Source organism: Amycolatopsis keratiniphila (assembly GCF_000400635.2).
Taxonomy (GTDB): Bacteria; Actinomycetota; Actinomycetes; order Mycobacteriales; family Pseudonocardiaceae; genus Amycolatopsis; species Amycolatopsis keratiniphila.
The window spans coordinates 809411-836225 of sequence record NC_021252.1; the positions used below are offsets into that span (position 1 = coordinate 809411).

General features: G+C 69.9%; 25 protein-coding genes. 20 read left to right on the forward strand and 5 right to left on the reverse strand.

Translation table 11 applies throughout. From position 1 onward, the window contains the following. Positions 1-195: 195 nt before the first annotated feature. Positions 196-882, reverse strand: coding sequence for a M23 family metallopeptidase (locus AORI_RS44955; RefSeq protein WP_016331194.1), 687 nt, complete (start codon positions 880-882; stop codon positions 196-198). A 643-nt stretch (positions 883-1525) separates the two neighbouring features. On the opposite strand from AORI_RS44955, the gene AORI_RS44960 reads away from it, so the two are divergent. The 9 genes from AORI_RS44960 (at position 1526) to AORI_RS45000 (ending at position 11834) form a co-directional block, all read left to right on the forward strand. Beyond that, positions 1526-3352, forward strand: a complete 1827-nt coding sequence (locus AORI_RS44960; protein ID WP_016331195.1) for a hypothetical protein — start codon at positions 1526-1528, stop codon at positions 3350-3352. After that, positions 3349-3708, forward strand: coding sequence for a hypothetical protein (locus AORI_RS44965; RefSeq protein WP_016331196.1), 360 nt, complete (start codon positions 3349-3351; stop codon positions 3706-3708). The genes AORI_RS44960 and AORI_RS44965 overlap by 4 nt, the downstream gene beginning before the upstream one ends. Before the next feature lie 117 nt (positions 3709-3825). Beyond that, entirely contained in the window at positions 3826-4995 is a 1170-nt protein-coding gene (sucC, locus tag AORI_RS44970; protein WP_016331197.1) for an ADP-forming succinate--CoA ligase subunit beta, read from the forward strand. A gap of 1 nt (position 4996) precedes the next feature. Then, complete coding sequence (gene sucD / locus AORI_RS44975) at positions 4997-5884, forward strand: succinate--CoA ligase subunit alpha (RefSeq protein ID WP_016331198.1); 888 nt, start codon at positions 4997-4999, stop codon at positions 5882-5884. Positions 5885-6195: 311 nt separating this feature from the next. After that, positions 6196-7002: a DUF5336 domain-containing protein gene (locus tag AORI_RS44980; RefSeq protein ID WP_016331199.1), complete on the forward strand. Its 807-nt coding sequence runs from the start codon at positions 6196-6198 to the stop codon at positions 7000-7002. Positions 7003-7145: 143 nt separating this feature from the next. Next, a complete protein-coding gene (locus AORI_RS44985) occupies positions 7146-8594 on the forward strand; it encodes a cell division protein PerM (protein WP_016331200.1) in 1449 nt (482 codons plus the stop codon). A gap of 76 nt (positions 8595-8670) precedes the next feature. Next, entirely contained in the window at positions 8671-9288 is a 618-nt protein-coding gene (gene purN, locus AORI_RS44990; RefSeq protein WP_016331201.1) for a phosphoribosylglycinamide formyltransferase, read from the forward strand. Beyond that, positions 9285-10847, forward strand: a complete 1563-nt coding sequence (gene purH, locus AORI_RS44995) for a bifunctional phosphoribosylaminoimidazolecarboxamide formyltransferase/IMP cyclohydrolase (protein WP_016331202.1) — start codon at positions 9285-9287, stop codon at positions 10845-10847. The genes purN and purH overlap by 4 nt, the downstream gene beginning before the upstream one ends. Before the next feature lie 225 nt (positions 10848-11072). Continuing rightward, positions 11073-11834, forward strand: coding sequence for a hypothetical protein (locus AORI_RS45000; RefSeq protein WP_016331203.1), 762 nt, complete (start codon positions 11073-11075; stop codon positions 11832-11834). Here AORI_RS45000 and AORI_RS45005 read toward each other — a convergent pair. Further along, positions 11831-12535, reverse strand: coding sequence for an SRPBCC family protein (locus AORI_RS45005; RefSeq protein ID WP_016331204.1), 705 nt, complete (start codon positions 12533-12535; stop codon positions 11831-11833). The two genes, AORI_RS45000 and AORI_RS45005, sit on opposite strands and share 4 nt — an antisense overlap. 179 nt (positions 12536-12714) lie before the next feature. On the opposite strand from AORI_RS45005, the gene AORI_RS45010 reads away from it, so the two are divergent. Genes AORI_RS45010 through AORI_RS45020 form a run of 3 tightly spaced genes read left to right on the forward strand, consistent with a single transcriptional unit; the run spans position 12715 to position 15066 of the window. After that, on the forward strand, positions 12715-13200 hold the full coding sequence (locus AORI_RS45010; RefSeq protein ID WP_016331205.1) for a pyridoxamine 5'-phosphate oxidase family protein: 486 nt from the start codon (positions 12715-12717) through the stop codon (positions 13198-13200). Positions 13201-13211: 11 nt separating this feature from the next. Next, positions 13212-13661: a VOC family protein gene (locus tag AORI_RS45015; RefSeq protein WP_016331206.1), complete on the forward strand. Its 450-nt coding sequence runs from the start codon at positions 13212-13214 to the stop codon at positions 13659-13661. Between the two features lie 58 nt (positions 13662-13719). Continuing rightward, the gene (locus AORI_RS45020; protein WP_043847898.1) at positions 13720-15066 is read left to right on the forward strand and encodes a hypothetical protein; all 1347 of its coding nucleotides are present in this window, start codon (positions 13720-13722) and stop codon (positions 15064-15066) included. Here AORI_RS45020 and AORI_RS45025 read toward each other — a convergent pair. From AORI_RS45025 to AORI_RS45035, 3 genes are all read right to left on the reverse strand, one after another. Continuing rightward, positions 15036-15659 (reverse strand): HD domain-containing protein, encoded by a 624-nt coding sequence (locus tag AORI_RS45025; protein ID WP_016331208.1) that lies wholly within the window; start codon positions 15657-15659, stop codon positions 15036-15038. The two genes, AORI_RS45020 and AORI_RS45025, sit on opposite strands and share 31 nt — an antisense overlap. 27 nt (positions 15660-15686) lie before the next feature. Further along, positions 15687-16505 (reverse strand): hypothetical protein, encoded by an 819-nt coding sequence (locus AORI_RS45030; protein WP_016331209.1) that lies wholly within the window; start codon positions 16503-16505, stop codon positions 15687-15689. Between the two features lie 77 nt (positions 16506-16582). After that, entirely contained in the window at positions 16583-17437 is an 855-nt protein-coding gene (locus AORI_RS45035) for a helix-turn-helix domain-containing protein (protein WP_016331210.1), read from the reverse strand. Between the two features lie 138 nt (positions 17438-17575). Here AORI_RS45035 and AORI_RS45040 point away from each other — a divergent pair, with 138 nt between their 5' ends. The 8 genes from AORI_RS45040 to AORI_RS45070 all read left to right on the forward strand — a co-directional run bounded on the left by AORI_RS45040 (position 17576) and on the right by AORI_RS45070 (position 26812). Next, the gene (locus tag AORI_RS45040) at positions 17576-18493 is read left to right on the forward strand and encodes an alpha/beta hydrolase (RefSeq protein ID WP_016331211.1); all 918 of its coding nucleotides are present in this window, start codon (positions 17576-17578) and stop codon (positions 18491-18493) included. Positions 18494-18645: 152 nt separating this feature from the next. Beyond that, entirely contained in the window at positions 18646-19320 is a 675-nt protein-coding gene (locus AORI_RS45045; RefSeq protein ID WP_420806996.1) for a hypothetical protein, read from the forward strand. Next, the gene (locus AORI_RS45050; protein WP_228688296.1) at positions 19317-20927 is read left to right on the forward strand and encodes a DNA polymerase Y family protein; all 1611 of its coding nucleotides are present in this window, start codon (positions 19317-19319) and stop codon (positions 20925-20927) included. Before AORI_RS45045 ends, AORI_RS45050 begins: the two co-directional genes overlap by 4 nt. Positions 20928-20929: 2 nt before the next feature. Continuing rightward, positions 20930-21082 carry a hypothetical protein gene (locus tag AORI_RS83820; RefSeq protein ID WP_167337759.1) on the forward strand — a complete coding sequence of 51 codons (153 nt, stop codon included), beginning with the start codon at positions 20930-20932 and terminating at the stop codon, positions 21080-21082. A gap of 3 nt (positions 21083-21085) precedes the next feature. After that, positions 21086-24439, forward strand: a complete 3354-nt coding sequence (locus AORI_RS45055) for an error-prone DNA polymerase (RefSeq protein WP_016331214.1) — start codon at positions 21086-21088, stop codon at positions 24437-24439. Positions 24440-24545: 106 nt separating this feature from the next. Further along, a complete protein-coding gene (locus tag AORI_RS45060) occupies positions 24546-25055 on the forward strand; it encodes a hemerythrin domain-containing protein (RefSeq protein WP_016331215.1) in 510 nt (169 codons plus the stop codon). A gap of 67 nt (positions 25056-25122) precedes the next feature. Further along, entirely contained in the window at positions 25123-25605 is a 483-nt protein-coding gene (locus AORI_RS45065) for a VOC family protein (RefSeq protein WP_016331216.1), read from the forward strand. Between the two features lie 139 nt (positions 25606-25744). Further along, positions 25745-26812 (forward strand): reverse transcriptase family protein, encoded by a 1068-nt coding sequence (locus AORI_RS45070; RefSeq protein WP_228688297.1) that lies wholly within the window; start codon positions 25745-25747, stop codon positions 26810-26812. Positions 26813-26815 lie beyond the last annotated feature (3 nt).

Here is a 26815-nt window from a genome sequence, read left to right on the forward strand (position 1 = left end):
GTCGCCTGAGGGCGTTGAGGGCCCGGAAAATCACCCTGGCTCCGAGCCGGAGGACCTACGACGCTTCGTGATGCCCGCGATGGGGGAAGCGGAGGTCCTGAAGGCGCGCCTGAGCGTCATTGCCCGGCGCGCCCTCGTCACGGACGGGATCACCGGTGTGGTGATGAGTGGTGGTGCGAAAAGAGCGAGGCTCGATCAGTTGACGCTCACGCCACGGGCGGCGAGCCACGGGCGCGGGTCGATCTTCTTCGTGCCGTTCTGCCACACCTCGAAGTGCAGGTGCGGGCCGGTGCTCTGGCCGCGGTTGCCGACCTCGGCGATCTCCTCGCCGCACTTGACCTTCTGGCCTTCGCGGACGGAGAACGAGTTCATGTGGCCGTAGACGTGGATGGTGCCGTCGGCGAGCTGGACCTTGACCCAGAGGCCGAAGCCGCTGGCGGGGCCCGCTTCGATGACCGTGCCGTCGGAAGCCGCGACGATCGGCGTGCCGATCGGGGCCGCGAGGTCGATGCCGAGGTGGCTCGTGCCCCACCGGGCGCCGAAGCCCGAGGTGAAGGTGCCCTTGGTCGGCATGCAGGTCTTGGGCCGCTTGGCCTCTTCTTCGGCCTTGCGGGCCGCTTCGGCCTCACGCTTCACGCGGGCCTGGGTGATGCTGTTGTTGTCCGAGAGCTTCTGGGCCTCGGCAGAGGCGTTCGTCGACTGGCTCGTCGGCAGCAGCTCGGGGGCGCCACCACCGGCTCCACCGCCGAGGGCGAACGAGGCGCTCGCGTCCTGGGTGCTGGCCAGCGGGGTGACGGCGGCGTCGGAGGATTCCGAAACGGACTTCAGGGTCTGCCCGGCAGCGGCGGCCGCGAAGGCGCCGGCAGCGACGGCTGCGACCACGACACGGCCACGAAGGGCCGAGGACGGGGGCGACAGGCGGTGCGAGCCCCGGACGCGAACGACCGCACCATCGAGTGCGTTCTCGAGCGCCGGGGAAGGAGCTTGGCCGCCGGGGGAGCGGTGTGAAGCCAAGACGGGGCCTTCCGTGTTCGGGGAGTCGGATCAAGAGCCCGGGCGGGGGATCCCGGTGAACGACCTCGGGGGTGGTTCGTTCGGTGCTCTCATTCGTGATCTGACTGTAATGGGGACCCCGGGACAGTAACGAAGCGGCACCCCGGTCAGCAAGATCTGACGGCGCTCTCGGCCGATCGGGCGACGGAGATCTGGCCGTTATCCAGTGAGGATTACCCAAAGTTAAACCAGGTTTACTCACACCCGTGTGACTTGCGTTACAGGTTCAAGCGGCCGTTCGGGGGTACCGAACGGCCGGGAAAGGGGCGAACGAGGGAAATAACCGGTTGCCCGACGGTGTTGAAGGGTCCTTAACCGGACTGGCCTCGTCACTGGGCGTCGTCTCGGTACTGCCGGTCACCTAGGGCGCCGCTCGGTCGCCCCGGGTGTCGAGGCCGCCGCGCGGTCGTGACGACCTGAGGGGCCCCTGCTGGCGGGCCCGGCCGGGCCCGGCTTGCTAGCGTCGCCGTCGATGACTTCGCGCTCACGGCACCCTGGTGGCGAATCCGCCGGGCAAGCCGACCCCGGGACCGCGTCCGCCGAACTTCTCCGGAGCGAACCGGGCGCCCGCCCGCGAGCGCTCCTGCTGTCGGCGGGGCTGGTGTCGGCCGGTGCGGTCGCGCTGGCCGCCGGCGCGCTGATGCCCGTCATCCGGGGTGGTTCGGCCGGATTCACCGCCGCTCCCTTGCTGGTAGTGCTGGCTTTGGCGCCCGCGGCGGCCGTGCTCTACGCACTGGTCTCCGGGCGCTCGGGGCTCACGGCGGGGCTGGTGCTCGGGCTCACCGCGCTCGCGCCCGGACGGCTGCTGCTGGATCTGCAGCTGCTCGCGGACGGCTCCCTGGCCGCGCGGCCGGAGCTGTTCCTCGCCGATCGGTTGCTCGCGATGCCGCAGGCGGGGCCGGGGCTGTGGCCGTTGGTGGTGGGGCACCTGCTCACCCTCGCGGCCGGGGCCTTCGCCGCCGGGACCGCCCGCGACGAGGCGGAACTGGCGGGCGAGCTCGACGGACGGCGCCGCTGGCGGCTGCTCGGGCCCGTGCTCGGTGTGGCGGGCGGGGTCGGTCTGCTGCTCGCACCCTTTGGTTCGGGCAACGCGTACCTCCTGGCCAAGAACGCCTTCGAAGGCCCGACGGTCGCGATGGCCGGATACCTGCTGCTCGCGGCCTTGCTGCCGCTGACAGTGCTCGTGGCCGTGAGCTCGCCCTCGGCCGGGGTCGGCAAGGGCGGGTTCGCGGGCGCGGGGCTGGCCGCGCTCGCGGTCGGTGTCCCGCCGGTGGTCGCGGGGCTGGTCGTGGACCGGCTTTCGGTCGCGCCCGGTTCGGTGGTGGTGACCATCGCCGGGCTGGCGCTGGCCGGGCTGGCCTTCACCAGGTTCGACGTCGCGGAAGCGGACGAGGCCGTCACCGGTGACCTGGCGGGCGAAGCCAGGCTGCCCGGACTGTTCTGGTGGCGGCTGGCCACCGGAGGCCTGGCGCTGCTGGCCGCCGGTGCCGCGGCCGCGGGCGCGCTGGCCCCGGTGCTGAAGGCCAACGGTCCGACGCCGGTCCCCGAGACACCGGCGCGCTGGCTGTTGCTCGGTGCCGCCGTCGTGCTCGCCGTGCCCGCGCTGTTCGTCTTCGTGCCGCGGCTCTCGGCGTTCGCCAGGGGAGTCGTCGCGGCCACGTGGGCGGGCGTCGTCCTCGCGGGTGCGGCGGTGCTGAGCGCGGCCTTGTCCGTCACCGAGGACAAGGCGGTGGACCCGGCACTGTTCGGGGTCGACCTCCCGGTGCCGTTGCCGGACAAGGTCGGCTACTCGGCCGGCGCCGGGGTCACCTGGACGTTCATCGCGCTCGTGCTGGCGGCGCTGGCCGCGCTCGCCGCGGTGATCACCGGTGTCGTGGAACGCGACGACTCCGATGAAGAAACGGACGAAACGCGCGTGAGCGGGACCGTGCTCACCCCGGTCGTCGCGGCGGCGGTGCTGGCGATCGCCGCGTTCGGCACGCCGGTGTTCGGCGCGCCCGGCTATACCGCACCAGGGCTGTGGTCGAACTTCGGCGCGGCCTCGTGGGGTCTGCTCGGCGCGCTGGCCGTCGTCCTCGGTCTGTACGCGCTCGTCCCGCGCTCACGGCCGGTCGCCGCGGCGTCCGCCTTGGCCGGGGCCGCGCTGGTGCTCGGCCTGCGCGCGGCTGAACTGCCGCTCGTCGGCTCGGAGTACGAGGGTTCCTCGGCGGGGGTCGGATTCTGGCTCTCGCTGGGCGGCGCCGTCGTCACCCTCGTCGCGGCGGGGATGGCTGTCGCGGGCTCACGGCGGGCCGGATGACCCGCCATCTCCTTCGGGTCGTGCTGGCCGAGTTCGGTGTCGAGGAAGGTTCGGCGGTCGCGCTGGGCAGGTTGCTGCGCGACGAAGGCGTCGAGGTCGTCTACGCCGGACGTCTCGACACCGTCGAGCAACTCATCCGGACGGTCGAACAGGAGGATCCGGACATCCTCGGGATCCTGCGGGGCGCGAGCGAACCGGAAGGGCTCGCCGAAACGCTCCCCGGCGTTCTGCTCTTCGCGGTCGGTAACGGCCCAAGCGGGTTCGACAACGCCTTCGAAAGCCAGGAAGACGCGGCGAACTGGGTCTCCGGTGTGCGGTCTCACACCGTGGAAACACCGTCTGACCGCGTACGGTGACCGACTTCACCAGGTGCGGAGTCCCCTGCTTCTGCGCAGGTCGCTAACCTCGACTGGTCCGACAGCGCGGTCCGGCAACGGACCACCACAGTGGCGTGTCGTCAGGAGACTGGAGTAGTGGACCTCTACGAATACCAGGCGAGGGATCTCTTCGCCGCCCACGGAGTACCGGTTCTGCCGGGTGCCGTGGCAAACACCCCCGAAGAAGCCAAGGCCACCGCCGAGAAGATCGGCAACCAGGTCGTCATCAAGGCGCAGGTCAAGACCGGCGGCCGCGGCAAGGCCGGCGGCGTCAAGCTGGCCCAGACGCCGGATGAGGCCGCCGAGAAGGCCGAGGCGATCCTCGGTCTCGACATCAAGGGCCACATCACGCGTCGCGTGCTGGTGGCCGAAGCCTCGGACATCGCCGAGGAGTACTACTTCTCCTTCCTGCTGGACCGTGCGAACCGCACCTTCCTCGCGATGGCTTCGGCCGAAGGTGGCGTGGAGATCGAGCAGCTGGCCGTCGAGCGTCCCGAAGCGCTCGCGAAGATCCCGGTCGACGCGATCGCCGGTGTCGACAAGGCGAAGGCCGTCGAGATCCTGACCGCGGGCAAGTTCCCGGAGAAGGTCGTCGACGAGGCCGCCGACGTCGTCGTGAAGCTCTGGGAGACCTTCGTCTCCGAGGACGCCACGCTGGTCGAGGTCAACCCGCTGGTCCGCGACCCGCAGGACAAGATCATCGCCCTCGACGGCAAGGTCACCCTCGACGAGAACGCCTCGTTCCGTCAGCCGGGCCACGAGGCCCTGGTCGACAAGGACGCGGAGAACCCGCTCGAGGCGAAGGCCAAGGCCAAGGACCTCAACTACGTCAAGCTCGACGGCGAGGTCGGCATCATCGGCAACGGCGCGGGCCTCGTGATGTCCACGCTGGACGTCGTGGCCTACGCGGGCGAGAAGCACGGCGGCGTCAAGCCCGCCAACTTCCTCGACATCGGCGGCGGCGCTTCGGCCGAGGTCATGGCGGCCGGTCTGGACGTCATCCTCAACGACACCGACGTGAAGAGCGTCTTCGTCAACGTCTTCGGTGGCATCACCGCTTGCGACGCGGTCGCGAACGGCATCGTCGAGGCGCTGAAGATCCTGGGCGACGAGGCCACCAAGCCGCTCGTCGTGCGGCTGGACGGCAACAACGTCGTCGAGGGTCGCCAGATCCTGGCCGACGCGAACCACCCGCTGGTCACCGTGGTGGACACAATGGACAACGCGGCCGACAAGGCCGCCGAGCTCGCCGCGGCAGGTGCGTGAGATGTCGATCTTCATCAACGAGAACAGCAAGGTCATCGTCCAGGGGCTCACCGGCTCCGAGGGCATGAAGCACGCGACCAAGATGCTGAAGTCCGGCACGAACATCGTGGGTGGCGTCAACGCCCGCAAGGCCGGCCAGACCGTCACCATCGAGGGCAAGGACCTCACCGTGTTCGGCACGGTCGAGGAGGCCATCAAGGAGACCGGCGCCGACGTTTCGGTCATCTTCGTGCCGCCGAAGTTCGCCAAGGACGCGGTCATCGAGGCGATCGACGCCGAGATCCCGCTCGCCGTGGTGATCACCGAGGGCATCCCGGTGCACGACTCGGCCTACTTCTGGGCGCACGCCGTCGCGACCGGCAACAAGACCCGCATCATCGGGCCGAACTGCCCCGGCGTGATCAGCCCCGGCAAGTCGAACGCCGGCATCATCCCGGCCGACATCACCGGCGCGGGCCCGATCGGCCTGGTGTCGAAGTCCGGCACGCTGACCTACCAGATGATGTACGAGCTGCGTGACATCGGTTTCTCGACCGGTGTCGGCATCGGCGGCGACCCGGTCATCGGCACGACGCACATCGACGCCCTCGAGGCGTTCGAGGCCGACCCCGAGACCAAGGTCATCGTGATGATCGGCGAGATCGGCGGCGACGCCGAAGAGCGCGCCGCGGCCTACATCAAGGACAACGTGACGAAGCCGGTCGTCGGCTACGTCGCCGGCTTCACCGCGCCCGAGGGCAAGACCATGGGCCACGCCGGCGCCATCGTCTCCGGCTCCTCCGGCACGGCCGCCGCGAAGAAGGAGGCCCTCGAGGCCGCCGGCGTCAAGGTCGGGAAGACCCCGAGCGAGACCGCCGTCCTGGCGCGCGAGCTGTACAACAGCCTCTGATCCTTCGGAGACTGAGCTTTCCCCGGCGGGCCGGGCACCCTCACCGGTGCCCGGCCCGCCTGCTTTCCGCCCCGGATCGCGTTTAGCCCGCTAAACGCACGTCGCGCGCCGACCTGCGTTTAGCGGGCTAAACGCGATCCGACGGTCGGGAAGGGGTTCCGCCGGGAACCGGATCGGGTGTACAGACGTCTCAGAGCCCGAGGCGTGGGGTGTCCGCGTGTGCGCTAGCGTTCGAGCATCACAGCCGCCTCGTTTGTCCCGGGAGTCCCGCGCGCCCCGGGGTGCCGGTCGAACGACAGGAGAGCATTCGGATGTCCTATCCCAGCGGTGGGCCCGGCTACCCCCAGCAGGGTGGCGGCCAGCAACACCCCAACCCCGCCTCGGGGGCCTTCCCTCAGCAGCAGGCGCCGTCACCGGCCGCCCCGCTGAACCTGGCGTTGCTGCTCGCGCTCGCCGTCACCGTCCTCGGCCTGGTGCAGTTCTTCATCGGCTTCTCCGACGAGGCCGACGCCGCCGGACAGGTCTCGGTCTTCCTCCTGGTCAGCGGTCTGCTCGCGGCCTTGCACGCGCTGCCGCGCGGCCCGAAGACGCTGCCGTTCGCCGCGTTGTTCAGCGTCATCGGCGCCTTCGGCGCGCTGGACCTGGTCATCGGCTACGGGAGCGGCCGCGAGGACGTCTCGGTCCCGGGCATCCTCACCGTGGTGCTGATCCTCGGCATCCTGCAGATGCTGGTCGCGGTCGCCGCGCTGCTGTTCGAGCACGACGTCATCAAGCTGCCCGCCGCGAAGCCGCAGCAGCAGTCGCCGCAGGCCCCGTACAGCCAGCAGTTCCCGCAGCAGGGCCCGCAGGGTCCGTTCGGCCAGCAGGGTCAGCAGGGCCCGGCCGCCACGCAGGTCCAGCCGTTCCCCGCCGCGGGCCAGGGGCAGCAGCCCGCCGAGCAGTCCGGTCCGTTTTCCCAGCCCGGCGGGTTCCAGCCGCCGGTGACGCAGCCGCCGGGCCAGCAGGCCACGACGTACGCGCCGCAGCAGGGCCAGTTCTTCCAGCAGCCGCCGTCCTCGTCGTCGGAGCCGGGCCAGAACCCGGGCACGCCGCCCGGCGGTTTCGGCCAGCAGAGCTGACCTTCCGAACGCGAAAACACCCGCTGTGACTCTCCGTGTCACAGCGGGTGTTTTCTTTTGCGGGGGTACCCGACCGGGTGGGTTGGGCCACGTGCGCCGGCCGGCGGCGGCGTGCCTCACCCGGACGGCCCAGTCCGGATGTCATGGTGCGGTTCATGAAGCTGCTCACCCGCGACGAACGCCCGCCGGGCGAAGAGCCGGTGAGTGACCTCGTCCCCGAGCTGGAGGTCTCCAGGGCGAAGCGGGTTCGTGTGTTGCTCGCGGCCGCCTGCGCGCCCCTGCTCTTCTCCTATACCGCCATCGCGGCCGTGCTCGCGGTGGTCTCGTTCGCCGCCGACCGGACCCGGTTCTCCGCCACCGGCGCCCTGCTCGCCGCCGGTCCCGGCTGGCTCGCCTCGTGGCAGGTGGAACTCGACCTCGGCGGTCATCCGCTCGGTGTGCTGCCCTTGCTGCCGACGTTCCTGGTCGGCTGGCTCGTGGCGAGGGCGGCCGCGCGCGCCGTCCGCCGTGCCGGCGGCCGGACCCCGGCGGACGCCGTCCCGGTGGTGACCGTGATCGCCGGGGCGCACGCGCTCTTCGGTGTGCTGATCGCCGTGCTGGCAGGCGGGTCGCCGATCGACGTGAACCCGCTGACCGCGTTCTGCGTGCCGGGCCTCCTCGCCGGGCTCGCCGCCGTCGCGGGAGTCGCCAAGGTGTGCGGGCTTCCGGCCGCGGTGCGGGACCGGTTCGACCCGGTGGCCGTCCACGGCCTGCGGGCGGGCGCACTCGGCCTCGCCGCGCTCATCGCCTGCGGAGCCGTGGTGTTCACCGCGGCCACCGCGCTCTCGTGGTCCACTGTGGACAGTCTGTTCGAGCCGGGCTTCGGCGCGAGCTTCGGCCTGTTCGTGCTCTCCGTGGCCTACCTGCCGAACGCGGTCGTCGCCGCGTTGTCGTTCACCACCGGGCCCGGTTTCTCGGTCGGCTCGCTGACCGTCGGCATGTTCGGCTACCAGGGAGGGCAGGTGCCCGGGGTGCCGGTGCTGGCGGGGATCCCGTCGCACCACGCCGTCTGGTGGCCGGCGCTGCTGCTCCTGCCCGCGCTGGTCGGTGCGCTGGTCGGCTGGCGGATCCGCGCGATCGACGAGGACCCGATGCTGCGGATGCGCGCGGTCGCCGTCGCGGGCGCGCTGGTCGCGTTCGGCTGCGTCATCCTCGGGACCGTTTCCGGCGGCAGGCTCGGCGACGGGCCGTTCGACCCGGTCAGCGTCCCGGTCGGCGTCGCGTCCGTGATCGCCTTCTGCTGGATCGTCGTCCCCGGCGGGTTCGTCGCGTTCTTCGCCGGAGCGCACGAGGCTCCCGAGCCGCCTGGCGAACCCGAGGTCGAAGACATCGTCGAAGTCGAAGAAGAAGCCGAACCGGCCGAGGAACCCGAAGCGCTCGAAGACGAAGCACTCGACGAAGAGGCCGAAGAGGAACTCGCCCGGGAATTGGGCGAGGACACCGACGAGGTCCCGGTGGAACCGGAGCCCGAAGCCGAGCCCGAGCAGGAGATCGCTGTGACCGAGTCCACCGACGGGTCCGGCGACGAAAGCGCCCCCGGCGACGACCGTTAGGGTTGTCGCGACCAGGTGAAGCGCCGTACGCCCGAGTGCGTACCGCCGTGGCAAGGAGCCCGTTCTGGCTAGTCGGTTGGACCTGCCCACTCCGGTGAAGCTCGTCGTCCTCGCGTCCGGTTCCGGCACGCTGCTGCAAGCCGTGCTCGACGCCGTCGAAAAGCCGAACTTCCCGGCGAAGGTGGTCGCCGTCGGAGCGGACCGCACCGGGGTCGAGGCACTGACCCGGGCCGAACGCGCCGGCGTGCCGTCGTTCACCGTGCGGATGGCCGACCACCCGGACCGCGCGGCGTGGGACAAGGCGATCACCGAAGCCGTCGCCGCCTACCAGCCGGACCTGGTCGTCTCCGCGGGGTTCATGAAGATCCTCGGCGCCGAATTCCTCGCGCGGTTCCCCGGCCGCGTGATCAACACGCATCCGGCCCTGCTGCCGTCGTTCCCCGGCGCGCACGCCGTGGCCGACGCGCTGGCGATGGCCGTCAAGGTCACCGGGTCGACGGTGCATTTCGTCGACGCCGGGGTCGACACCGGGCCGATCATCGCGCAGGAGCCGGTGATCGTGGAGCCCGACGACGACGAAAACGTCCTGCACGAGCGGATCAAGGCCGTGGAACGCAGGCTCCTGGTGGAAACGATCGAGAAACTCGGCCGGAGCGGGTGCTCGGTCGAGGGACGAAAGGTGAGGTTTTCGTGAGTACCGCACAGGGACAGCGTCCCGTCCGGCGTGCGCTGATCGGCGTCTCGGACAAGGCCGGCCTGCTCGAACTCGCCACCGGGCTGCACGCGGCGGGTGTCGAGATCGTGTCGACCGGCGGCACGGCGAAGGTCATCGCGAACGCCGGGGTGCCGGTGACGCCGGTCGAAGAGGTCACCGGGTTCCCCGAGTCCCTCGACGGCCGGGTCAAGACGCTGCACCCGCGCGTGCACGCCGGCCTGCTCGCCGACCGTGACCGCCCGGAGCACGTCGAGCAGCTCAAGCAGCTCGACATCGCGCCGTTCGACCTGCTCGTGGTCAACCTGTACCCGTTCACGCAGACCGTCGCCTCGGGCGCGAGCCCGGAGGACTGTGTCGAGAACATCGACATCGGCGGTCCGGCGATGGTGCGTGCCGCGGCGAAGAACCACAACAGCGTCGCCGTCGTGGTCGACCCGTCCCGCTACGAGTGGGTGCTGGAGCGCGTCGCGGCGGGCGGTTTCGAGCTGGCCGACCGCAAGCGCCTCGCCGCGCAGGCCTACGCGCACACGGCGGCGTACGACACCGCCGTCGCCGCGTGGTTCGCCAACGTCTACGCGCCCGCGGACGACTCCGGCTTCCCGGACTTCACCGGCGCTTCGTGGGAGCGCGGCGACGTGCTGCGCTACGGCGAGAACCCGCACCAGAAGGCCGCGCTGTACAAGCACTGGCGTCCCGGTCTGGCGCACGCGGAGCAGCTGCACGGCAAGGCCATGTCGTACAACAACTACGTCGACACCGACGCCGCGCGCCGCGCCGCCTACGACTTCGACGCCCCGGCCGTCGCGATCATCAAGCACGCCAACCCGTGCGGGATCGCGGTCGGCGAGGACATCGCCGAGGCGCATCGGAAGGCGCACGCGTGCGACCCGGTCTCGGCCTACGGCGGGGTGATCGCGACCAACCGGCCGGTGAGCCGCGAGGCCGCCGAGCAGATCTCCGAGGTGTTCACCGAGGTCGTCCTGGCGCCGGACTTCGACGCCGAGGCGCTCGAGATCCTGCAGCGCAAGAAGAACGTGCGGCTGCTGAAGCTGCCCGCGATCACGTCGCCGGATCCGATCGAGTTCCGGCCGATCTCGGGCGGCATGCTGGTACAGACCGTCGACACGATCGCCGCCGAGGGCGACGACCCGGCGAACTGGACGCTGGCCACCGGCGCGCCCGCCGACGAGCGGACGCTGGCCGACCTCGAGTTCGCGTGGCGTTCGCTGCGTGCGGTGAAGTCGAACGCGATCCTGCTGGCGAACGACGGCGCGACCGTCGGCGTCGGCATGGGCCAGGTCAACCGGGTCGACTCTTCGCGTCTCGCGGTCTCGCGGGCCGGGGACCGGGCGAAGGGCTCCGTCGCCGCGTCGGACGCCTTCTTCCCGTTCCCGGACGGGCTCGAGGTCCTGCTGGAGGCCGGCGTCCGCGCCGTCGTCCAGCCGGGTGGCTCGATCCGCGACGCCGAGGTCATCGCCGCCGCCGAGGCCGCCGGGGTCACCCTGTACCTCACGGGCACGCGCCACTTCGCCCACTGAGCCGACCTGCGTTTAGCGGGCTAAACGCGATCCGCGCGCGGACCTGCGTTTAGCCCCCTAATCGCGATCCGGGGTGCCTGAGGGCGTTCCCGGTGCCCCGGCTCGGGGGTTCGTGCCATGCTGGCCCCGGATCGCGTTTAGCCCGCTAAAGGCGATCCGGCCACGTGTCGCCTTTAGCGGGCTAAACGCGACGCGGACGTACGTGAGTCGCCAGGGGGAGGATCGGTGCACCAGCCGCCGCAGGGGTACGGCCAGAGGCCGGGTTACGGCCCGCCACCTGGGCAGGGAGGTCAGCCGGGCTACGGGCAGCAGCCGGGCTACGGGCAGCAGCCGGGTTACGGCCCGCCCGCCGGTCCCGGCTACGGGCAACCGCCCAAGAAGAAAAAGACCGGGCTGATCGTCGGCGTGATCGTGGGTGTCGTGGTCCTTCTCGGGCTGGGCATCCCCGGCGCCATCTTCGGTTCGGAGTACTACGCCTCGGTCGGCAAGGCGCCGGTCTCGCAGCAGCCGCCCGCCGAGTGCGCCGTCTCCCCGGAGCTGCTGAACAAGACGTTCACCACCAGCTTCCAGGGCGTCCGCGACAACGAGATCAAAGCGGGCGAGATCGTCACCAAGCAGCAGGGCTGTTCCTGGCTGCCGCCGGAGAGCGACAACGTCCACGACCGCGCCCTCCAGGTCATGGTGTACCGCCACGAGGGTCCGGACGCCGAGAAGCGCGCGGCCGAGTCGTCCACCGGATCGGCCGCGCCATCCGAGCGCCAGCAGCAGGTGCAGGGCATCGGGCAGAAGGCGGTCCTCGTCTCCCTCGACACCGACAGCGCCTTCAGCGGCGCCGAGCTGCGGGTCATCCAGGGCGTGTACGTCGTCCTCGTCACCTACAAGGGCTGGGACAAGGGGTTCTTCACGAACTCGCCGATCCCGCCTGCGGAGTCCGCCGAAGTGGCGAAATCCGTGGGCGCCGAACTCGTGAAGAACCTGCCCCGCTAGGCGTACAGGCCGTTCAGCCAGGCTGTCCACGCCTTCTCGGCCTGGTCCGCGTCGGCGTCTTCGGCGAACAGGTGGTGCCCGATGCCCACAGGCCAGCCCCAGACGTTCCGGCCGTAGAAGCGGTACAGCGCGTCTTCGGTCCGGACGCCGATGAAGGCCGGCGTCAGGTAGTCGACGACACCCTCGACGCCGGCGACTTCGAGATACACCCGGTCACCCACGGCTTTCGCGCCTAGTGCCGCCTTCACGGCGTCGAACGCCTCCGGGGCTTTCGACGCTTCGGGGGCGTCGGCCTTGAAGTACTTCGCCTGACGCCGGTTGAAGTGCGTCAGGTACTCGCCCAGCGAGTGGCAATAGAACGCCGTGTGCTGCGCGCACGCGTCGTATTCGACGTCCCAGTCGTCGAGGACGGTGGTGTGCTCGTAGCGCAGGTAGGTGCCCCCGTCCTTGGGTTCGAGGACGTATTCGAGGGTGTTGAACCAGCCGCTCTCGTCTTCCGCGTACGTGACGAAGCGCCGCGACGGCTTCCAGACGGTCACCATGCCGCCGTTGGGCGTGAGGCCGGACTCGGCGCCGCCGTCGCGGGGTTCGTATTGGATCGGCCAGAGCCATCCGCCGCTGGCGGTGGTGATCGCGGCCCAGGTGTCGGCGGGGGTGGCGGGCAGGAAGCCCTCGAAGCGGACCTCGGATTCCTTCGCCATGACTGTCCTCTCTCTTGTCTCTTATGAGAGCGACGCCTGGCCAGGGGCGCTTTCGACAAACAGATCGCGTTTAGCCCGCTAAAGGCGAAGTGATGCAGGTCACATTTGGGGATGTCGAAGTGCGGCGGACAGCGGCGTCCCCGGGGTGTCCGCGAAGACGGCGACCCGAGGAGAGAGACATGCAGCAGAGCACGATCGACGAGATCCTGAACCGCCCGCTGAGCCAAGAGCTCCTGGTGCGCGACCTGGCCCGGCTGGCCTACACCGCGTCCGACGGCACGCCGAGGGCGATCCCGATCGGCATCCACTGGAACGGCGAGGAGATCGTCATGTGCACCCCGACGAACGCGCCGAAGCTGCACTCGCTGCGCCGCAATCCCACCGTCGCTCTGACGATCGACACCGAATCGCATCCGCCGAAGATCCTGCTCCTGCGCGGCACCGTCGAGCTGGACCACGTCGACGGCATCCCCGACGAGTACCTGCAGTGGAGCGGCACCTATGAGATGACGCCGGAGCAGCGGGCCGAGTGGGAGGAGAACGTGAAATCGCTCTACGACAGCATGGTCCGCATCGTGATGACCCCGACCTGGGTCAAACTCATCGACTTCGAGGAAACGCTGCCCACCGCCGTCGAAGAACTCATCCGCCGTCAGAGCGCCTGAAAGGAACCGTCATGACGCTCAAGAAGCTGGAACAGGTCGCTGTCGTCGTCCAGGATCTCGAAGCGGCCAAAACGTTCTTCACCGAGCTGGGGCTCGAATTGGAAGGCGAGGCGTCGCTCGAAGGGGACACGGTCGATCGCATCACCGGGCTGAGCGGGGTCCGGACGGATATCGCGATGCTGCGGCCGCCGGACGGCCACGGCGGGCTGGAGCTGATCAAGTACCACACGCCGGAGGGGCCGGAAGCCGATCCGCACGCGCCGGTGAACACGCCCGGCATCCGCCATCTGGTGTTCTCGGTGGAGGGCATCGACGAAGTCCTCGAGCGGTTGCTGCGGCACGGCGGCACCCTCGTCGGCGAGCTGGTGCGGTACGAGGACAGTTACCGGCTTTGCTACGTCCGCGGCCCGGAGGGGATCGTCGTCGAGCTGGCGGAAGCGCTCGTACGCCGGGAAGCGTAGGCGAGAAGCCGCGTCTCGACGGATTCCCGCGAAGCCTCGCGCTGCCAGCATTTCCGCCATGACAGTGACAGGAATCCTGGCCGCCGCGCTGATCGTCACCGGTGCGCCCGCCATCGGCGCGGACGACGTCCGTGTGCACACTGGAGCGATCGACGGCGCCCGCTACCGGGTCGAGGTGCCGTCGAACTGGAACGGCAAGTTGTTGCTCTACAACCACGGGATCTATCCGCCGGGCTACGTTCCCGAAGAGATCGAGCTCGCCAACCGGGCGGAGGCGAAACCCGTTCTCCTCGGCGAGGGGTACGCGTTGGCCGCGTCGCTCTACAGCAAGCCGAACGGCTTCTCGGCCCGTGAAGCCGTTCGCGATCAGACGGCGCTGCTGTCCTGGTTCGACCGCAACGTCGGCCGTCCGGAGCAGGTGCTCACCTGGGGAGCTTCGGGCGGCGGGCTCAACGCGGTCCTGCTGTCCGAGCGGCTCCCGCACCGGATCGACGGCGCGCTGGCGATGTGCGGCCCCGTCGCGGGTGGTTCCGCGTTGTTCGGCCAGGCGCTCGATCTGGGGTTCACGGTCCGGACGCTGCTGGCGCCCGAACTGGAGGTCGTCCGCATCGCCGACCCCGGGGCGAATCTCGCGAAAGCCCATCAGGTGATCGCGAAGGCGCTGGAATCACCCGATGGGCGGGCACGGCTCGCTCTCGCCAACGCGTTCGCCGACGTCCCCGGCTGGTCGACGGCACATCATCCCCGTTCCACCGATGTCGCCGAGCAGATCCGTCAGCAGACGAAGTTCGTCCAGGCGGTCTACGACCAGCTGGCCTGGGGCGCGCACCGGACCGATCTGGAGGCGCAGGCCGGCGGGAATCCGACCGGGAACACCGGAGTGGATTACCGCGGCCTGCTCGCCCGGTCCAGTGAACGCGGCCTCGTGCGCCAGGCCTACCGTGACGCGGGCCTAGACCTCGGCGCCGACTTGGCGCGGCTCGCGGCCGCACCCAGGGTCGAGGCCGACAAAGCCGCCGAACGATGGCTCGGCCGCGTCGGAACCCCGGCCGGGCGCGGTCGTCAGCCTGTCGTCACGCTGCATCCGATCGGCGACGGCGTCGCCCCCGAACACGAGCGGACCTACGGCGACCGCGTAGATCCCGGCCGGCTCCGGCAACTGTTCGTCAACCGGGGCGGGCACTGCCAGCACACCGCCGCGGAAGAACTGACGGCGTTGAGTGTGCTGCGAGACCGCGTCGAAACCGGCCGCTGGCCCTCGACGTCACCGGAACGCTTGAACGCCGAGGCGAACCGGTCCGGCCCGGAATTCCGCTTCCTCTACGACTGGCTGCACGGTGAGCCGGGTACCGCAGCACCCGCTTTCCGGCGGTATCACCCGGATCCGCTTCCCCGTGTCGTCTGAGGCCGGTCGCCGACGGGATGGCCGGCTTGGAATGCCAGTCGCCCGTCGGCGCCGGCCGCGATCCGGTCGAGGACGTCGTCCAGCCCCGAGAAGACCTCCCACTGCCGCTGTCCGGTCGCGACGGCAAGACGTTCGATGAGGGCCTGTTCGAGATCGGTGACCCGCTTCGCTTTCCACACCTTGTCCGCGACGCTCACGAGGAGATCTTCGACACCGACGTCCGCCCTCCAATCGGCGTGTGTCCACGCGAATCGCGCGCGGCTCTCGGCGATTCCTCGGGAGACGAGGAGTTCGTAACCGGCCCGCTCGTGAGCGGAGCCGGGCCCGGACAACTCTTCACGGTGGATCGTCTTGCCGATGTCGTGGACGGCCGCGCCGAAGAGGGTCTCTTCGCGGTCGAAGACCACTTCCGGGTGTTGCTTCTCCAACCAGTCGGCCAGTGAACACGTCACGTCGTGAACCGCGCGCAGATGCGCGGCCAGCCGCGGGGGTGCGGCCAGCTCTTCCAGCAGCCCGCTCACCTCGTCCGGCAACGGGCGAAGCGGCGGCTCACCGGGATCGGTCAGGGCGCGGCGCAAGGCTGACGAGGGCATGGCGTCCAGAATGACAGAAACCGCCGTTCATTCCCCCTGGTAGCGCAGGCCGGTGCGCTTCAGGACCACCCAGCGCTCACCGGGCCGGTCCGCCACCACCGGATACCACCGCGGCGCGACCGCGTCGGTCAGCTCGCCACCTCGTTCGATGAGGGAGCTCACCGCCGGTTCACCCACCACGATGAGCGCGGACCAGTCGACGTGCGCCAGCAGGTTGTCCTCGGTGACGCCGAACTGTTCCTCAAGAACCGTCACCAGGTCGTGCCCGGTGTCCGGACCGGACCGGACTTCGCTGACGTCAGGCACTTCTTCGACGGCGACGGGTTCGTCGTAGTCTTCATAGTCTTCATCGTCTTCGTCGTCTTCGCGTTCCTCGGACCAGACGTGGTGATCGAGCCGCGAGATGCTGTTGCTCAGGTCGAAGGCCTGCTCGTCGGTCATGCACAGCGTCACGGTCTGCCCGTCGGTCAGCGTGAACGTCAGTTCGGCCTCCGGGTAGCCACTCGTGCCGGGCTCCGCCTCGACCATGCCCGCCACGGTCCCGGCCAGCGCCGTGGGCGCCGGGCTCGTGTGCCAGTCCAGCGACGGCAGGTTCGCGGCCATCTCCAGCACGCACGTCGCGGCGGTCCAGAACGCGTCCTTGTCCCGGAAGTCCTTGCGGCTGCTGGTCAGCGTCCGGCCGCCGCCCAGCGGCTCGGTGCGGGCGTCCACCTGGCCCCGCCCGGTCCCGTTCTCCCAGATCGCGGTGACCGTGACCCGGTTGGCCAGGCGTTTGCGGTAGTTCTCGATATGGCCTTCCCTGGCGAGTTCCCAGCCGTTCACCGTCTCCGGCCAAGCGTCGTCCACTGCGGTTTTCCTTTCCTGACGGGAAGACCCCGGGTCTCGGACGTGACAGGTCCGGTGATCGTTCCCGGAGCTCGCACTCAGCCCGTCGGTGCTTCGGCCCCCGGAGCGGTCCATGAGGTGAGGATGAGCAGGGCGTCATGGGAGGCGCTGCCGGGTTCGGCGGTCAGGATCATGAGGCGCTGCCCGGAGCCGTCGGGGCTGGCCCAGGTGTCGCAGTCCAGCGTGAGGTCGCCCACGAGCCGGTGGCGGTAGAGCTTGGTGCCGTAGGCGGCGTCGTTGACGTGGTGTTCCGCCCACCAGGTGCGGAAGTCGGGGTCCTGGAGCGACAGTTCGCCGACGAGGCGGGCGCAGTCGGGATCGTCGGGATCGGCCGCGGCTTCCATGCGCAGCGCGGCGACGGCTTCGCGGGCGTCGTGGGCCCAGTCGGCGTGCATCCGCCGGACCTCCGGGTCCGTGAACAACAACCGCAGGTAGTTGCGCCGGGCAGGCGGGACGGCGCCGAAGTCGGTGTAAAGCGCCGCGGCGGCGGGGTTCCAGGCCAGGATGTCCAGACGCTTGCCGAGCACCAGCGCCGGGGTGCGGGTGAGCTGGTCGAGCAGCCGGCGCATCGCGGGTCGCACGCGTTGCGCGGAGCGACGGCGGGGGCGGGCGTCGGCCCGGCCGGCGAGATCGTAGAGGTACTTCCGCTGATCCTCGTCGAGGCGCAAGGCACGAGCGAGGGTGACCAGCACGGAGGCGGAGGCGCGGACGCGGCCCTGCTCCAGCCGCGTGTAGTAGTCCACGCTGATCGAGGCGAGCCGGGCGACCTCCTCGCGGCGGAGCCCGGCGACCCTGCGGGCGGAGTCCGTTTCGGGAAGACCGCATTCCCGCGGTGTCAGCCGGGCTCGTCGTGCTTTGAGAAAAGCACCCAGCGCCTTGGAGTCGGAACTCATGACTCCAGTGTGGACGGTCTCGGCACGGATGTGAGGGGGCACGTTCCTTCCCAGGGAGAAACCTGCTCTGCCACCCGTGCCGCGGCCGACGAAAAGTGGAGTCACGACATCCCGTCACCGACTCCAGGAGAGTTCCTCATGGCCAGGACCACCGTCAGCTTCGACAGCGCCGGCATCTCGCTCGCCGCCCACCTGTACACCCCCGGCACGACGGCGTCCGGTCCGCGTCCGGCGCTCGTGGTCGGCCATCCCGGTACCGGGGTGAAAGAACAGGCCTCCGGCACGTACGCGCGGCGGATGGCGGAGCGCGGCTTCGTCACTCTCGCCTTCGACGCCGCCCATCAAGGCGAGTCCGGTGGACTGCCTCGTGGACTGGAGGACCCCGCTCGGCGCGTCGAGGACTTCAAAGCCGCCGTGTCCTTTCTCGGCGCCCGTGCCGAAGTCGACGCCGACCGCGTCGGCCTGCTGGGCATCTGTGCTTCGGGCGGCTATTCGCTCGCCGCCGCCGGTGGTGACCATCGCGTCAAGGCCGTCGCCACCGTCAGCGGTGTCGACGTCGCCCGCCAGTTCCGCCTCGGCGCGGACGGCACTCAGGACCCGGCGGTCTTCCGGAGTCTGCTCGACGCCGCCGCCCACGCCCGCACGGCCGCCGCCCGCGGCGAGGAGCCCGGGGCGCTGGCCGTGTTCCCCGAAACCGTCGAACAGGCCGGTGAGCTCGGTGGACGACACGGCATCGAAGGCTTCGAGTACTACCGCACCTCGCGCGGCGGGCATGAACGCTCCGCGAAGTCCCTCGCCTGGGAGAGCATCGACAGGCTCGCCTCCTTCGACGCCTTCCACGCCGTTCCGCTCATCGCCCCTCGTCCGCTGTTACAGATCGTCGGAAGCCGGGCCGTCACCTCCTGGATGGCCGTCGAGGTCCATCAGCGCGCCACCGGTCCGAAGGACCTTCACTGGATCGACGGGGCCAGTCACGTCGATCTGTACGACAAGAAGCAGTACATCGATCCCGCGATCGACAAGCTCACCGACTTCTTCACCGGCCGGCTCGCTTGACAACCGCTGCGCCACCCGGTCTACTGGAGGTATCGAACAAGCGTTCGAAGTGCCGCCTTCCCCGTGGCACGCCGGTTCCGTCCACAAAGGACGGTCTAGGTGTCGTGGGGAGGCGAGGTCCGGTGACAGCGGAGGTGGTCGAGGCGCGGGCCTTGCCGTTGGCGAGGCTGGCGGCTTTGCCAGGAGTGAGCACGGCCAGTGGCGTGGCTTCCGCGGCCGAACACGCGAGGACGACGGGAAGGGTGCTCCCGGTGTCCCCGGCGTTGTCCGGTCTGCTGCCCGCCGCGGGGCTCCGGCGCGGGAGCACCGTTTCGGTGCTGGGGTCCACGTCACTGATGCTCACCCTGCTGGCCGCCGCGACCGCCGGCGGTGCGTGGGCGGTCGCGGTCGGCCTGCCCGCGCTCGGGGTGGTCGCCGCCGCGGAACTCGGGGTCGAGGTGGGCAGGCTGGCGCTGGTCCCCCGCCCCGGTGCCGAGTTCCCGGCGGTGACCGCGGCCTTGCTCGACGGCTTCGATCTCGTGGTCGTCGGTCCGGGCCTCGCCCGGCCCGAGGTGGCGAGAAGGTTGTCCGCCCGCGCGCGCAACCGTGGTTCGGTACTGCTTTCGCTGGGTTCCTGGCCCGGTGCGGAGGTCGAGCTGAGCTGTCGTCGTTCGCGCTGGACGGGTTTCACCGGCGGTGGCGCGGGCTATCTGCGCGCTCGTGAGGTGGAGGTACGGGCGGGTGGCCGGGGTGCGGCCGCCCGGCCGATGTCGGCCTTGCTGCGCTTTCCCGGCCAGGGCGAGGTCGAGCGGGCCGAGTTCCCCACGACCAAGTGGGGGACGGCATGAACCCGCCGGTGCGCATGCTGGTGCTGTGGTGCCCGGACTGGCCCGCGGTCGCCGCCGCGGCCGTCGCGGGCGAACCCGTCGGCCGTCCGGCCGCGGTCTTCTCGGCGAACCGCGTGGTCGCCTGCACCGCGGTGGCCAGGGGCTACGGCGTCCGCCGCGGGATGCGGCGGCGCGAGGCCCAGTCCTGCTGTCCGGAGCTGGCGGTCTTCGGCGAGGACGAAGGTCGCGACGCCCGGCTCTTCGAGTCCGTCGCACGGGCGGTGGAAGAGCTGGCCGTCGGTGTCGAGGTGGTACGCCCGGGGATCGTCGCCGTCCCGGTCGACGGCGCGGCCGGTTACTTCGGCGGTGAGCACGGCCTCCTCGAAAGACTGGTGGACGAGGTGTCGGTGGCGGCGGGAGTGGAGAGCCAGGTCGGCGTGGCCGACGGCCTGTTCGCCGCGACGCTCGCCGCCCGCCGTTCGACACTGGTCGAACCCGGCGGGACGGCGGAATTCCTTGCCCCGCTGCCCATCCGCGAGCTCGACCAGCCCGAGGCGGGCCGCGCCGAGCTGGTCACCTTGCTCAAACAGCTCGGCCTGCACACGCTGGGCGCCTTCGCGGCGCTCGGCGAAAGCGATGTCTCCGCGCGTTTCGGCATGGAGGGGGTGCTCGCGCATCGGCTGGCACGAGGACGGTCCGAACGGCCGCCGTCGCGTCGCCGTCCGCCGCCGGAGCTCTCGCTCGCGAAGGCGTTCGACCCGCCGATCGACCGGGTCGACGCCGCCGCGTTCGTGGCGAAAGGTCTCGGCGAACGCTTCCATGCCGGGCTCGCCGCGTACGGGCTGGCCTGCACCCGGCTCGGCATCTACGCCACCACCGAGACCGGCGAACAACTCGGCCGGGTGTGGCGTTGCGCCGAGCCGCTGACCCCGCTCGGCGTCGCGGACAGGGTGCGCTGGCAGTTCGAAGGCTGGCTGAAAGCCAAGGATCGCCCGCACTCCGGGGTCGTACGGCTGCGGCTGGAGCCGGAGGAGACGGTCGAAGGCCGGTCGCTGCAGCTCGGGCTGTGGCAGGCGGGTGCGGCGGGTGCGCTGCGGCCGTCCACCGAGGACGAGGACCTGTCCGGCGAGCGCGCCGCTCGCTCCCTGGTGCGAGTGCAGGGGCTGCTCGGTCCGGAGAGCGTCTTCACCGCGGTGCTCGACGGCGGCCACGGCCCCGCCGAACGTGTCCGGCTGGTGCCGTGGGGCGACAGGCGGGAGAAGACGGCGCAGGCGGACGCGAACTGGGCCGGAAGGCTTCCGGCGCCCTCGCCGGCGACGGTGTTCGCCCGGCCGGTGCCCGCACAGGTGCTGGACGAGAACGGACACGTCGTGGAGATCACCGCGCGGCGCCGGGTCACCGCCGCGCCGTACCTCGTGAGCTTCGAAGGGGGTGAGCCGCGCGAGGTGATCGCCTGGGCGGGGCCGTGGTTCGTCGGTGTCCGGGCCGGCGCGGGGCACGCCCGGTCGGCGACCCGGATGCGGCTGCAGGTGCTGCTGGCCGACGGGCAGGACGCCGAGGAAGCGGTGCTGCTCCGCTTCGAGCACCACAAGAATCCGATGTGGACACTGGAAGGGAAGTACGACTGAACATGGACGAGGAGTACCCGCGGCTGGTGCGGCGATGGCTGGAGGAGCCTGCCATCCCGGTGCAACGTGCCGAGCTGGATTCGGCCTGGGCGGCGTGCGTCCCGCGCGCGGAAGTGTTCGTCCCCGCGCCGAGAAGCTCGACCGAGAACCGGTGACCGATGGGCTGGAACAACCCTCCGCGGCCATGGAAGGACCTCGCCCGCGAGCTCGCGGGCGAGGTACCGCCCGGCGACGGCGGTGACAGCCCCGCGTGGAGTGCCAAGCGGCAGGGCTACCAACGGCCCGCCGATCTGACCGGGCTGATCGGTGACGACGACGGCGCCACCGCGCGCCGGGTGCCGTACGCCGAACTGCACTGCCATTCCAACTTCAGCTTCCTCGACGGCGCGAGCCATCCCGAGGAACTGGTGGAGGAAGCCGCGCGGCTGGGCCTGGACGCGATCGCGCTCACCGATCACGACGGCATGTACGGCGTGGTGCGCTTCGCCGAAGCGGCGAGGGAGCTGGGCGTGCACACCGTCTTCGGCACGGAGCTCAGTTTCGGCCTGTCCGGCCCGCAGAACGGGTTCGCCGATCCCGAGGGCGAGCATCTGCTCCTGCTGGCCAAGCAGAAGGACGGCTATCTGAGCCTGAACCGGGCGATCACCGCCGGGCAGCTGCACGGCTTCGACCGGCGGTCGTTGTCCCCCAAGGAAAGGGCGGAAAAAGGCAGGCCGGTCTACGATCTGCGCGCGGTCGCCGAAGAGGTGCGCGGGAAATGCGTCGTGCTCACCGGCTGCCGCAAGGGCGCGGTGCGCAAGGCACTCGTCACCGAAGGTCCCGCGGCGGCCGTCGTGCGGCTGAAGGAACTCATCGACTGCTTCGGCCGGGAAAACGTGTACGTCGAACTCATCGACCACAGCCTTCCCTTGGACAGCACGCACAACGACCTGTTGAGCGAGATGGCCGACGAGTTCGGGCTGCCCACGGTGGCGACCACGGCCGCGCACTACGCCCGCCCGGAGCGGGCTCCGCTCGCCGACGCGCTCAGCGCCATCCGCGCTCGGCGAGGCCTGGAGGACATGGAGGGCTGGCTGCCCGCCGCGGGGACGGCGTTCCTGCGGTCGGGGGAGGAGATGGCCGAGATCTTCGCGCGGTATCCCGGCGCGGTGCAGCGGGCGGCGCTGCTCGGGCGGGAGTGCGCGTTCGAACTCCACCACATCGAGCCGAAACTGCCGCCGTTCGACGTGCCGAAGGGCCACGACGAAGCTTCATACCTCAGGGAGCTCACCTACGCGGGTGCGAAGGAGCACGAGAAGAACAAGGACGCCGAATACCGCGAAAAGGCGCGGAAGCTGATCGACCACGAGCTGGAGATCATCGAAGAACTGGGTTTCCCCGGCTACTTCCTGATCGTCTGGGACATCGTGCGGTTCTGCCGGGACAACGACATCCTCTGCCAGGGCCGGGGATCGGCCGCGAACTCGGCGGTCTGTTACGCGCTCGGCATCACCAAGGTCGACGCCGTGCGCTATGGCCTGCTCTTCGAACGGTTCCTCGCCCCGGAACGCGACGGTTACCCGGACATCGACCTCGACATCGAATCCGATCGCCGCGAGGAGGCGATCCAGTACGTCTACCGGAAATACGGGCGGCTGAACACCGCGCAGGTGGCGAACGTGATCACCTACCGGGCGCGGTCCGCGGTCCGGGACGCGGCGCGGGCGCTGGGGTACTCGCCCGGCCAGCAGGACGCGTGGAGCAAGCAGATCGACCGGTGGGGTGCGTTGCGGACCACGGAAAAGGACCACGATCACGACATCCCGGAAGAAGTCGTGGAGCTGGCTTGCGCGCTCGAAGACTTCCCCCGGCATCTGGGCATCCATTCCGGCGGCATGGTGATCTGCGAACAGCCGGTGAGCGAGGTGGTCCCGATCGAATGGGCCCGCATGGAGAATCGCAGTGTCGTGCAATGGGAGAAGGACGACTGCGCCGCGGCCGGGCTGGTCAAATTCGACCTGCTCGGGCTCGGAATGTTGTCGGCCCTGCACTATATGATCGATCTGGTTCGTGACCACAAAGGGGAAGAGGTCGACATCTCCGAATTGGATCTCAAGGATCAGAACATCTACGAAATGCTCTGCCGCGCCGACGCGATCGGTGTCTTCCAGGTGGAAAGCCGCGCGCAGCTGGCCACGCTGCCCCGCTTGCGTCCCACGACGTTCTACGATCTGGCGGTCGAGGTCGCGCTCATTCGCCCCGGCCCGATCCAGGGTGGATCGGTGCATCCCTACATCCGGCGCAAGAACGGCCAGGAGAAATGGGATTTCGACCATCCGAAACTGGCCAACGCGCTCGGGAAGACGCTCGGCGTCCCGTTGTTCCAGGAACAGATGATGCAGATCGCCCTCGACATCGCCGATTTCACCCCGGCGGAGGCGGATCAGCTGCGGCACGCCATGGGCGCCAAACGTTCCGAACACAGGATGGAAAGGCTCAAACGGCGTTTCCTCGAAGGTGCCGCGAAGAACGACGTCGACGGGGAGCTGGCGGAGAAGATCTTCGGCAAGCTCAAGGCCTTCGCGAATTTCGGCTTCCCGGAGAGCCACGCGCTGAGCTTCGCCCTGCTGGTGTTCGCGAGCTCGTACTTCAAGTACTACCACCCGGACGCGTTCCTGGCGGGTTTGCTGCGCGCGCAACCGATGGGGTTCTACTCGCCGCAGTCGCTCGTCGCCGACGCGCGGCGGCACGGGGTGCGCGTGCTCGGCCCGGACATCAACGCGAGCCTCCCGCACGCGACGCTGGAACCCTTGCCGGACGGGGGAGAACTGCTCGCCGTGCGGGGCGGTCTGTCCACCGTGCGGATGATCGGCGAGAACCTGGCGCGGAAGATCGTCGAGGAGCGGGAACGCGACGGCCCGTTCGCGGATCTGGCGGAGGTCGCCCGGCGGGTGCGGCTGACCAAGCCGCAGGTCGAGGCGCTGGCCGCGGCCGGCGCGTTCGGTTGTTTCGGCGAGAGCAGGCGAAGCGCGCTCTGGGCGGCGGGCGCGGTCGCCGGCGAAAGCCTGGAGAAACTGCCGGGGCTCGTCACCGGGGTCAAAGCGCCGATGCTGCCGGGAATGGAAGAAATCGACATCGCGGCCGCGGACGTCTGGGCCACCGGGGTGTCGCCGGACAGCTTCCCGACCCAGTTCATCCGGGAACACCTCGACGAACTCGGCGTCGTCACCGCCGCGGGCCTGCGCGAGATCCCGCACGGCGCCCAGGTGCTGACCGGGGGAGCCGTGACCCATCGCCAGCGGCCGGCGACCGCGGGCGGCGTCACCTTCATGAACCTCGAAGACGAGACGGGGATGATCAACGTCATCTGCACGATGGGCGTGTGGCAGCGCTATCACCGGGTCGCCCGCGGCAGTCCCGCGTTGCTGATCCGAGGCGTGGTCGAGCGCACCGGTGAGGTGGTGAACGTCCTCGCCGAACAGATCCGGCATCTGCCGTTGCGGATCACCGCCAAGTCCCGTGACTTCCACTGAACCCTCTTGACGATCACTCGGAGGCTGTGCTGAAGTTGCGCCAGCGTCGCAGTGCACCCGGCAAAGAGACCGTCGCGGGCATGGAGGCGCCGGACCATGGGAAATCATGGAAACCCCTTCTCGGACGAACGGCCGGTTGACGGCGTTCGGAAATCAACTCGTTCAGGTTCACAACTGGCTGCGTAAAGAGCTGGCCCTGCTGCACGACGACCTCGGGTCGGTCGCGGAGGGGCGTGCCGAGCGGCTGCGCGATCTCCGCGCGCATTGCCTCACCTTCTGCTCGGCGCTCACGAGGCATCACACCGGCGAAGACGGTGGTGCTTTCCTTGTGCTGGCGGACAAATTCCCCGAACTACGGCCGTCGCTCGAAGAGCTCGCGCATGACCACGGGATCATGACCGGGATCATCGAACGGCTCGAAGAACTGGTCGGCGGCATCGGCCCCGGGTCGAGCGAGGACGAGATCCTCGACGTCCAACGGGAACTGGATGGCCTCACGGCGATCATGGAGACGCATTTCCGGTACGAGGAGAAGCGGATCGTCGAGGTGCTCGACTCGCTGGACATGCCGGAGTGGCAGGAGTCGAAGCCGGCTTTCCTGCTGAAGACGCATTAGGACACGATCTGTCCTATACGGGTTCTAGCGTTCTTCTCATCGCACACGACGACTGAGGAGAACTCCGATGACCAACCCGATCCCCGACGGCTACCACTCGGTCACCCCGTGGATCATCTCGCGCGACACCGCGGGCGTGATCGACTTCCTGAAGCGCGTTTTCGACGCCGAGCCGATCGGTGAACCGGTGTACGTCGAAGGAGGGAAGATCGGGCACGCCGAGGTCCGGATCGGCGATTCGGTCGTCATGTTGTTCGACGCGAAGGACGGCTGGGTCGACACTCCGGCATATCTGCGGCTTTACGTCGAGGACAGCATCGAGACGCAGCGCCGGGCGATCGAGGCGGGGGCCGAGGAGGTCACGAAGCAGACCGAACTCTTCTTCGGCGACCGTGTCGGGCGGGTCCTCGACCCGTTCGGGAACCTGTGGTGGATCCAGACCCGGCTGGTCGATCTCGATTATCCGGAGATGGAGCGCCGGATGAACGACCCGAAGTTCATCGAGGCCATGAACTACGTGGCGAGCTCGGAGATCATCCCGAGCCGCTGATTTCGGTAGGGTGGTGATCGCGACGCGGAGGTGAGCCGGTGGATCACCACCCACTCCGGGGCAACCCCGGGGAGTACGAAGTCAGCCAGGCAAGGCGCCCCGCGCGAGCGCGGCATGCTTCGCGTACGAGTCCGCGCGGATGACAGGAGAAAGAGTCACCCCCGCGTCGCTCCTCGGCCCCATGCCGGTCTGGCGCTTCCAAGTGGCCCGCTGGACGACGTTCGACGAGTGCGCCGCCGCGCTCGATCTGACACCCGGCGAACTCTCGTGGTTCGCCGACGCGAAGGGCTGGAACAGGCGTGCCGCCGAGCCGGTCCGGCATTACACCTACCGATGGATCCCGACCGCTTCGGGCGGCGTGCGGCTCATCGAGCGGCCGAAACCGCGGCTCGCCGAACTGCAGCGCCGGATCGTGCGGCACGTCGTCGACGCGCTGCCGGTGCACGAGGCCGCGCACGGGTTCCGGCGCGGGCGTTCGCCGCTGTCGTGCGCCGCGCCGCACGCCGGCCGGGAGACCGTGGTCAGGATGGACCTCGAAGGGTTCTTCCCGACGGTGTCCGCGCGCCGGATCTCGGCGTTGCTCGCCCTCGCCGGCTATCCGCCCGCGGTGGCGGAGGCGCTGGCGGGCGTGCTCACCACCGCCGTTCCGCCCGCTGTCCTCGCCACCGTGCCCGGCGGGCGGCGGGATCCGGCGCGCACGCGGCTGCTGAGCAACCTGGCGGCCACGCATCTGCCGCAGGGCGCGCCGTCCTCGCCCTCGGTCGCGAACGCGGTCACGCACCATCTGGACCGCCGGCTCGGCGGGCTCGCGCGAGCACTGGGCGCGACGTACACGCGGTACGCCGACGATCTGGCGTTCTCCGGGGATTCCCTGCCACTGCACCGGTTGCTGCCCGGTGTGCGGCGGATCGTGACCGACGAGGGTTTCCGGCTCCGGGACGACAAGACGTCGATCGCCGGCGCGCACCAGCGGCAACGGGTCGCGGGCCTGGTGGTCAACAGCGCGCCCGCCGCGACGCGTGCCGACTACGACGCCCTGCGCGCCCTGCTCCACAACTGCGCCCGAACCGGCCCGGAAACCCAGAACCGGAGCGGACATCCGGACTTCCGTGCCCATCTGCTCGGCCGGATCGGCTGGATCGCCGCGTCCTCGGAGCGCCGGGCCGCGAAGCTGCGTGACTTGTTCGGCGGGATCACCTGGCCGTGACCG

Coding starts and splice junctions, on each gene's coding strand:
- AORI_RS45040 (WP_016331211.1), top strand. CDS start 17,576: ATGGCCAGGACCACCGTCAGCTTCGACAGCGCCGGCATCTCGCTCGCC.
- AORI_RS45005 (WP_016331204.1), bottom strand. CDS start 12,535: ATGGCGAAGGAATCCGAGGTCCGCTTCGAGGGCTTCCTGCCCGCCACC.
- AORI_RS44985 (WP_016331200.1), top strand. CDS start 7,146: ATGGTGCGGTTCATGAAGCTGCTCACCCGCGACGAACGCCCGCCGGGC.
- AORI_RS44965 (WP_016331196.1), top strand. CDS start 3,349: ATGACCCGCCATCTCCTTCGGGTCGTGCTGGCCGAGTTCGGTGTCGAG.
- AORI_RS45025 (WP_016331208.1), bottom strand. CDS start 15,659: ATGCCCTCGTCAGCCTTGCGCCGCGCCCTGACCGATCCCGGTGAGCCG.
- AORI_RS45035 (WP_016331210.1), bottom strand. CDS start 17,437: ATGAGTTCCGACTCCAAGGCGCTGGGTGCTTTTCTCAAAGCACGACGA.
- AORI_RS44980 (WP_016331199.1), top strand. CDS start 6,196: ATGTCCTATCCCAGCGGTGGGCCCGGCTACCCCCAGCAGGGTGGCGGC.
- sucD (WP_016331198.1), top strand. CDS start 4,997: ATGTCGATCTTCATCAACGAGAACAGCAAGGTCATCGTCCAGGGGCTC.
- AORI_RS45055 (WP_016331214.1), top strand. CDS start 21,086: ATGGGCTGGAACAACCCTCCGCGGCCATGGAAGGACCTCGCCCGCGAG.
- AORI_RS45060 (WP_016331215.1), top strand. CDS start 24,546: ATGGAAACCCCTTCTCGGACGAACGGCCGGTTGACGGCGTTCGGAAAT.
- AORI_RS45070 (WP_228688297.1), top strand. CDS start 25,745: ATGACAGGAGAAAGAGTCACCCCCGCGTCGCTCCTCGGCCCCATGCCG.
- AORI_RS45010 (WP_016331205.1), top strand. CDS start 12,715: ATGCAGCAGAGCACGATCGACGAGATCCTGAACCGCCCGCTGAGCCAA.
- AORI_RS45015 (WP_016331206.1), top strand. CDS start 13,212: ATGACGCTCAAGAAGCTGGAACAGGTCGCTGTCGTCGTCCAGGATCTC.
- AORI_RS45065 (WP_016331216.1), top strand. CDS start 25,123: ATGACCAACCCGATCCCCGACGGCTACCACTCGGTCACCCCGTGGATC.
- AORI_RS83820 (WP_167337759.1), top strand. CDS start 20,930: ATGGACGAGGAGTACCCGCGGCTGGTGCGGCGATGGCTGGAGGAGCCT.
- AORI_RS45050 (WP_228688296.1), top strand. CDS start 19,317: ATGAACCCGCCGGTGCGCATGCTGGTGCTGTGGTGCCCGGACTGGCCC.
- AORI_RS45020 (WP_043847898.1), top strand. CDS start 13,720: ATGACAGTGACAGGAATCCTGGCCGCCGCGCTGATCGTCACCGGTGCG.
- AORI_RS44960 (WP_016331195.1), top strand. CDS start 1,526: ATGACTTCGCGCTCACGGCACCCTGGTGGCGAATCCGCCGGGCAAGCC.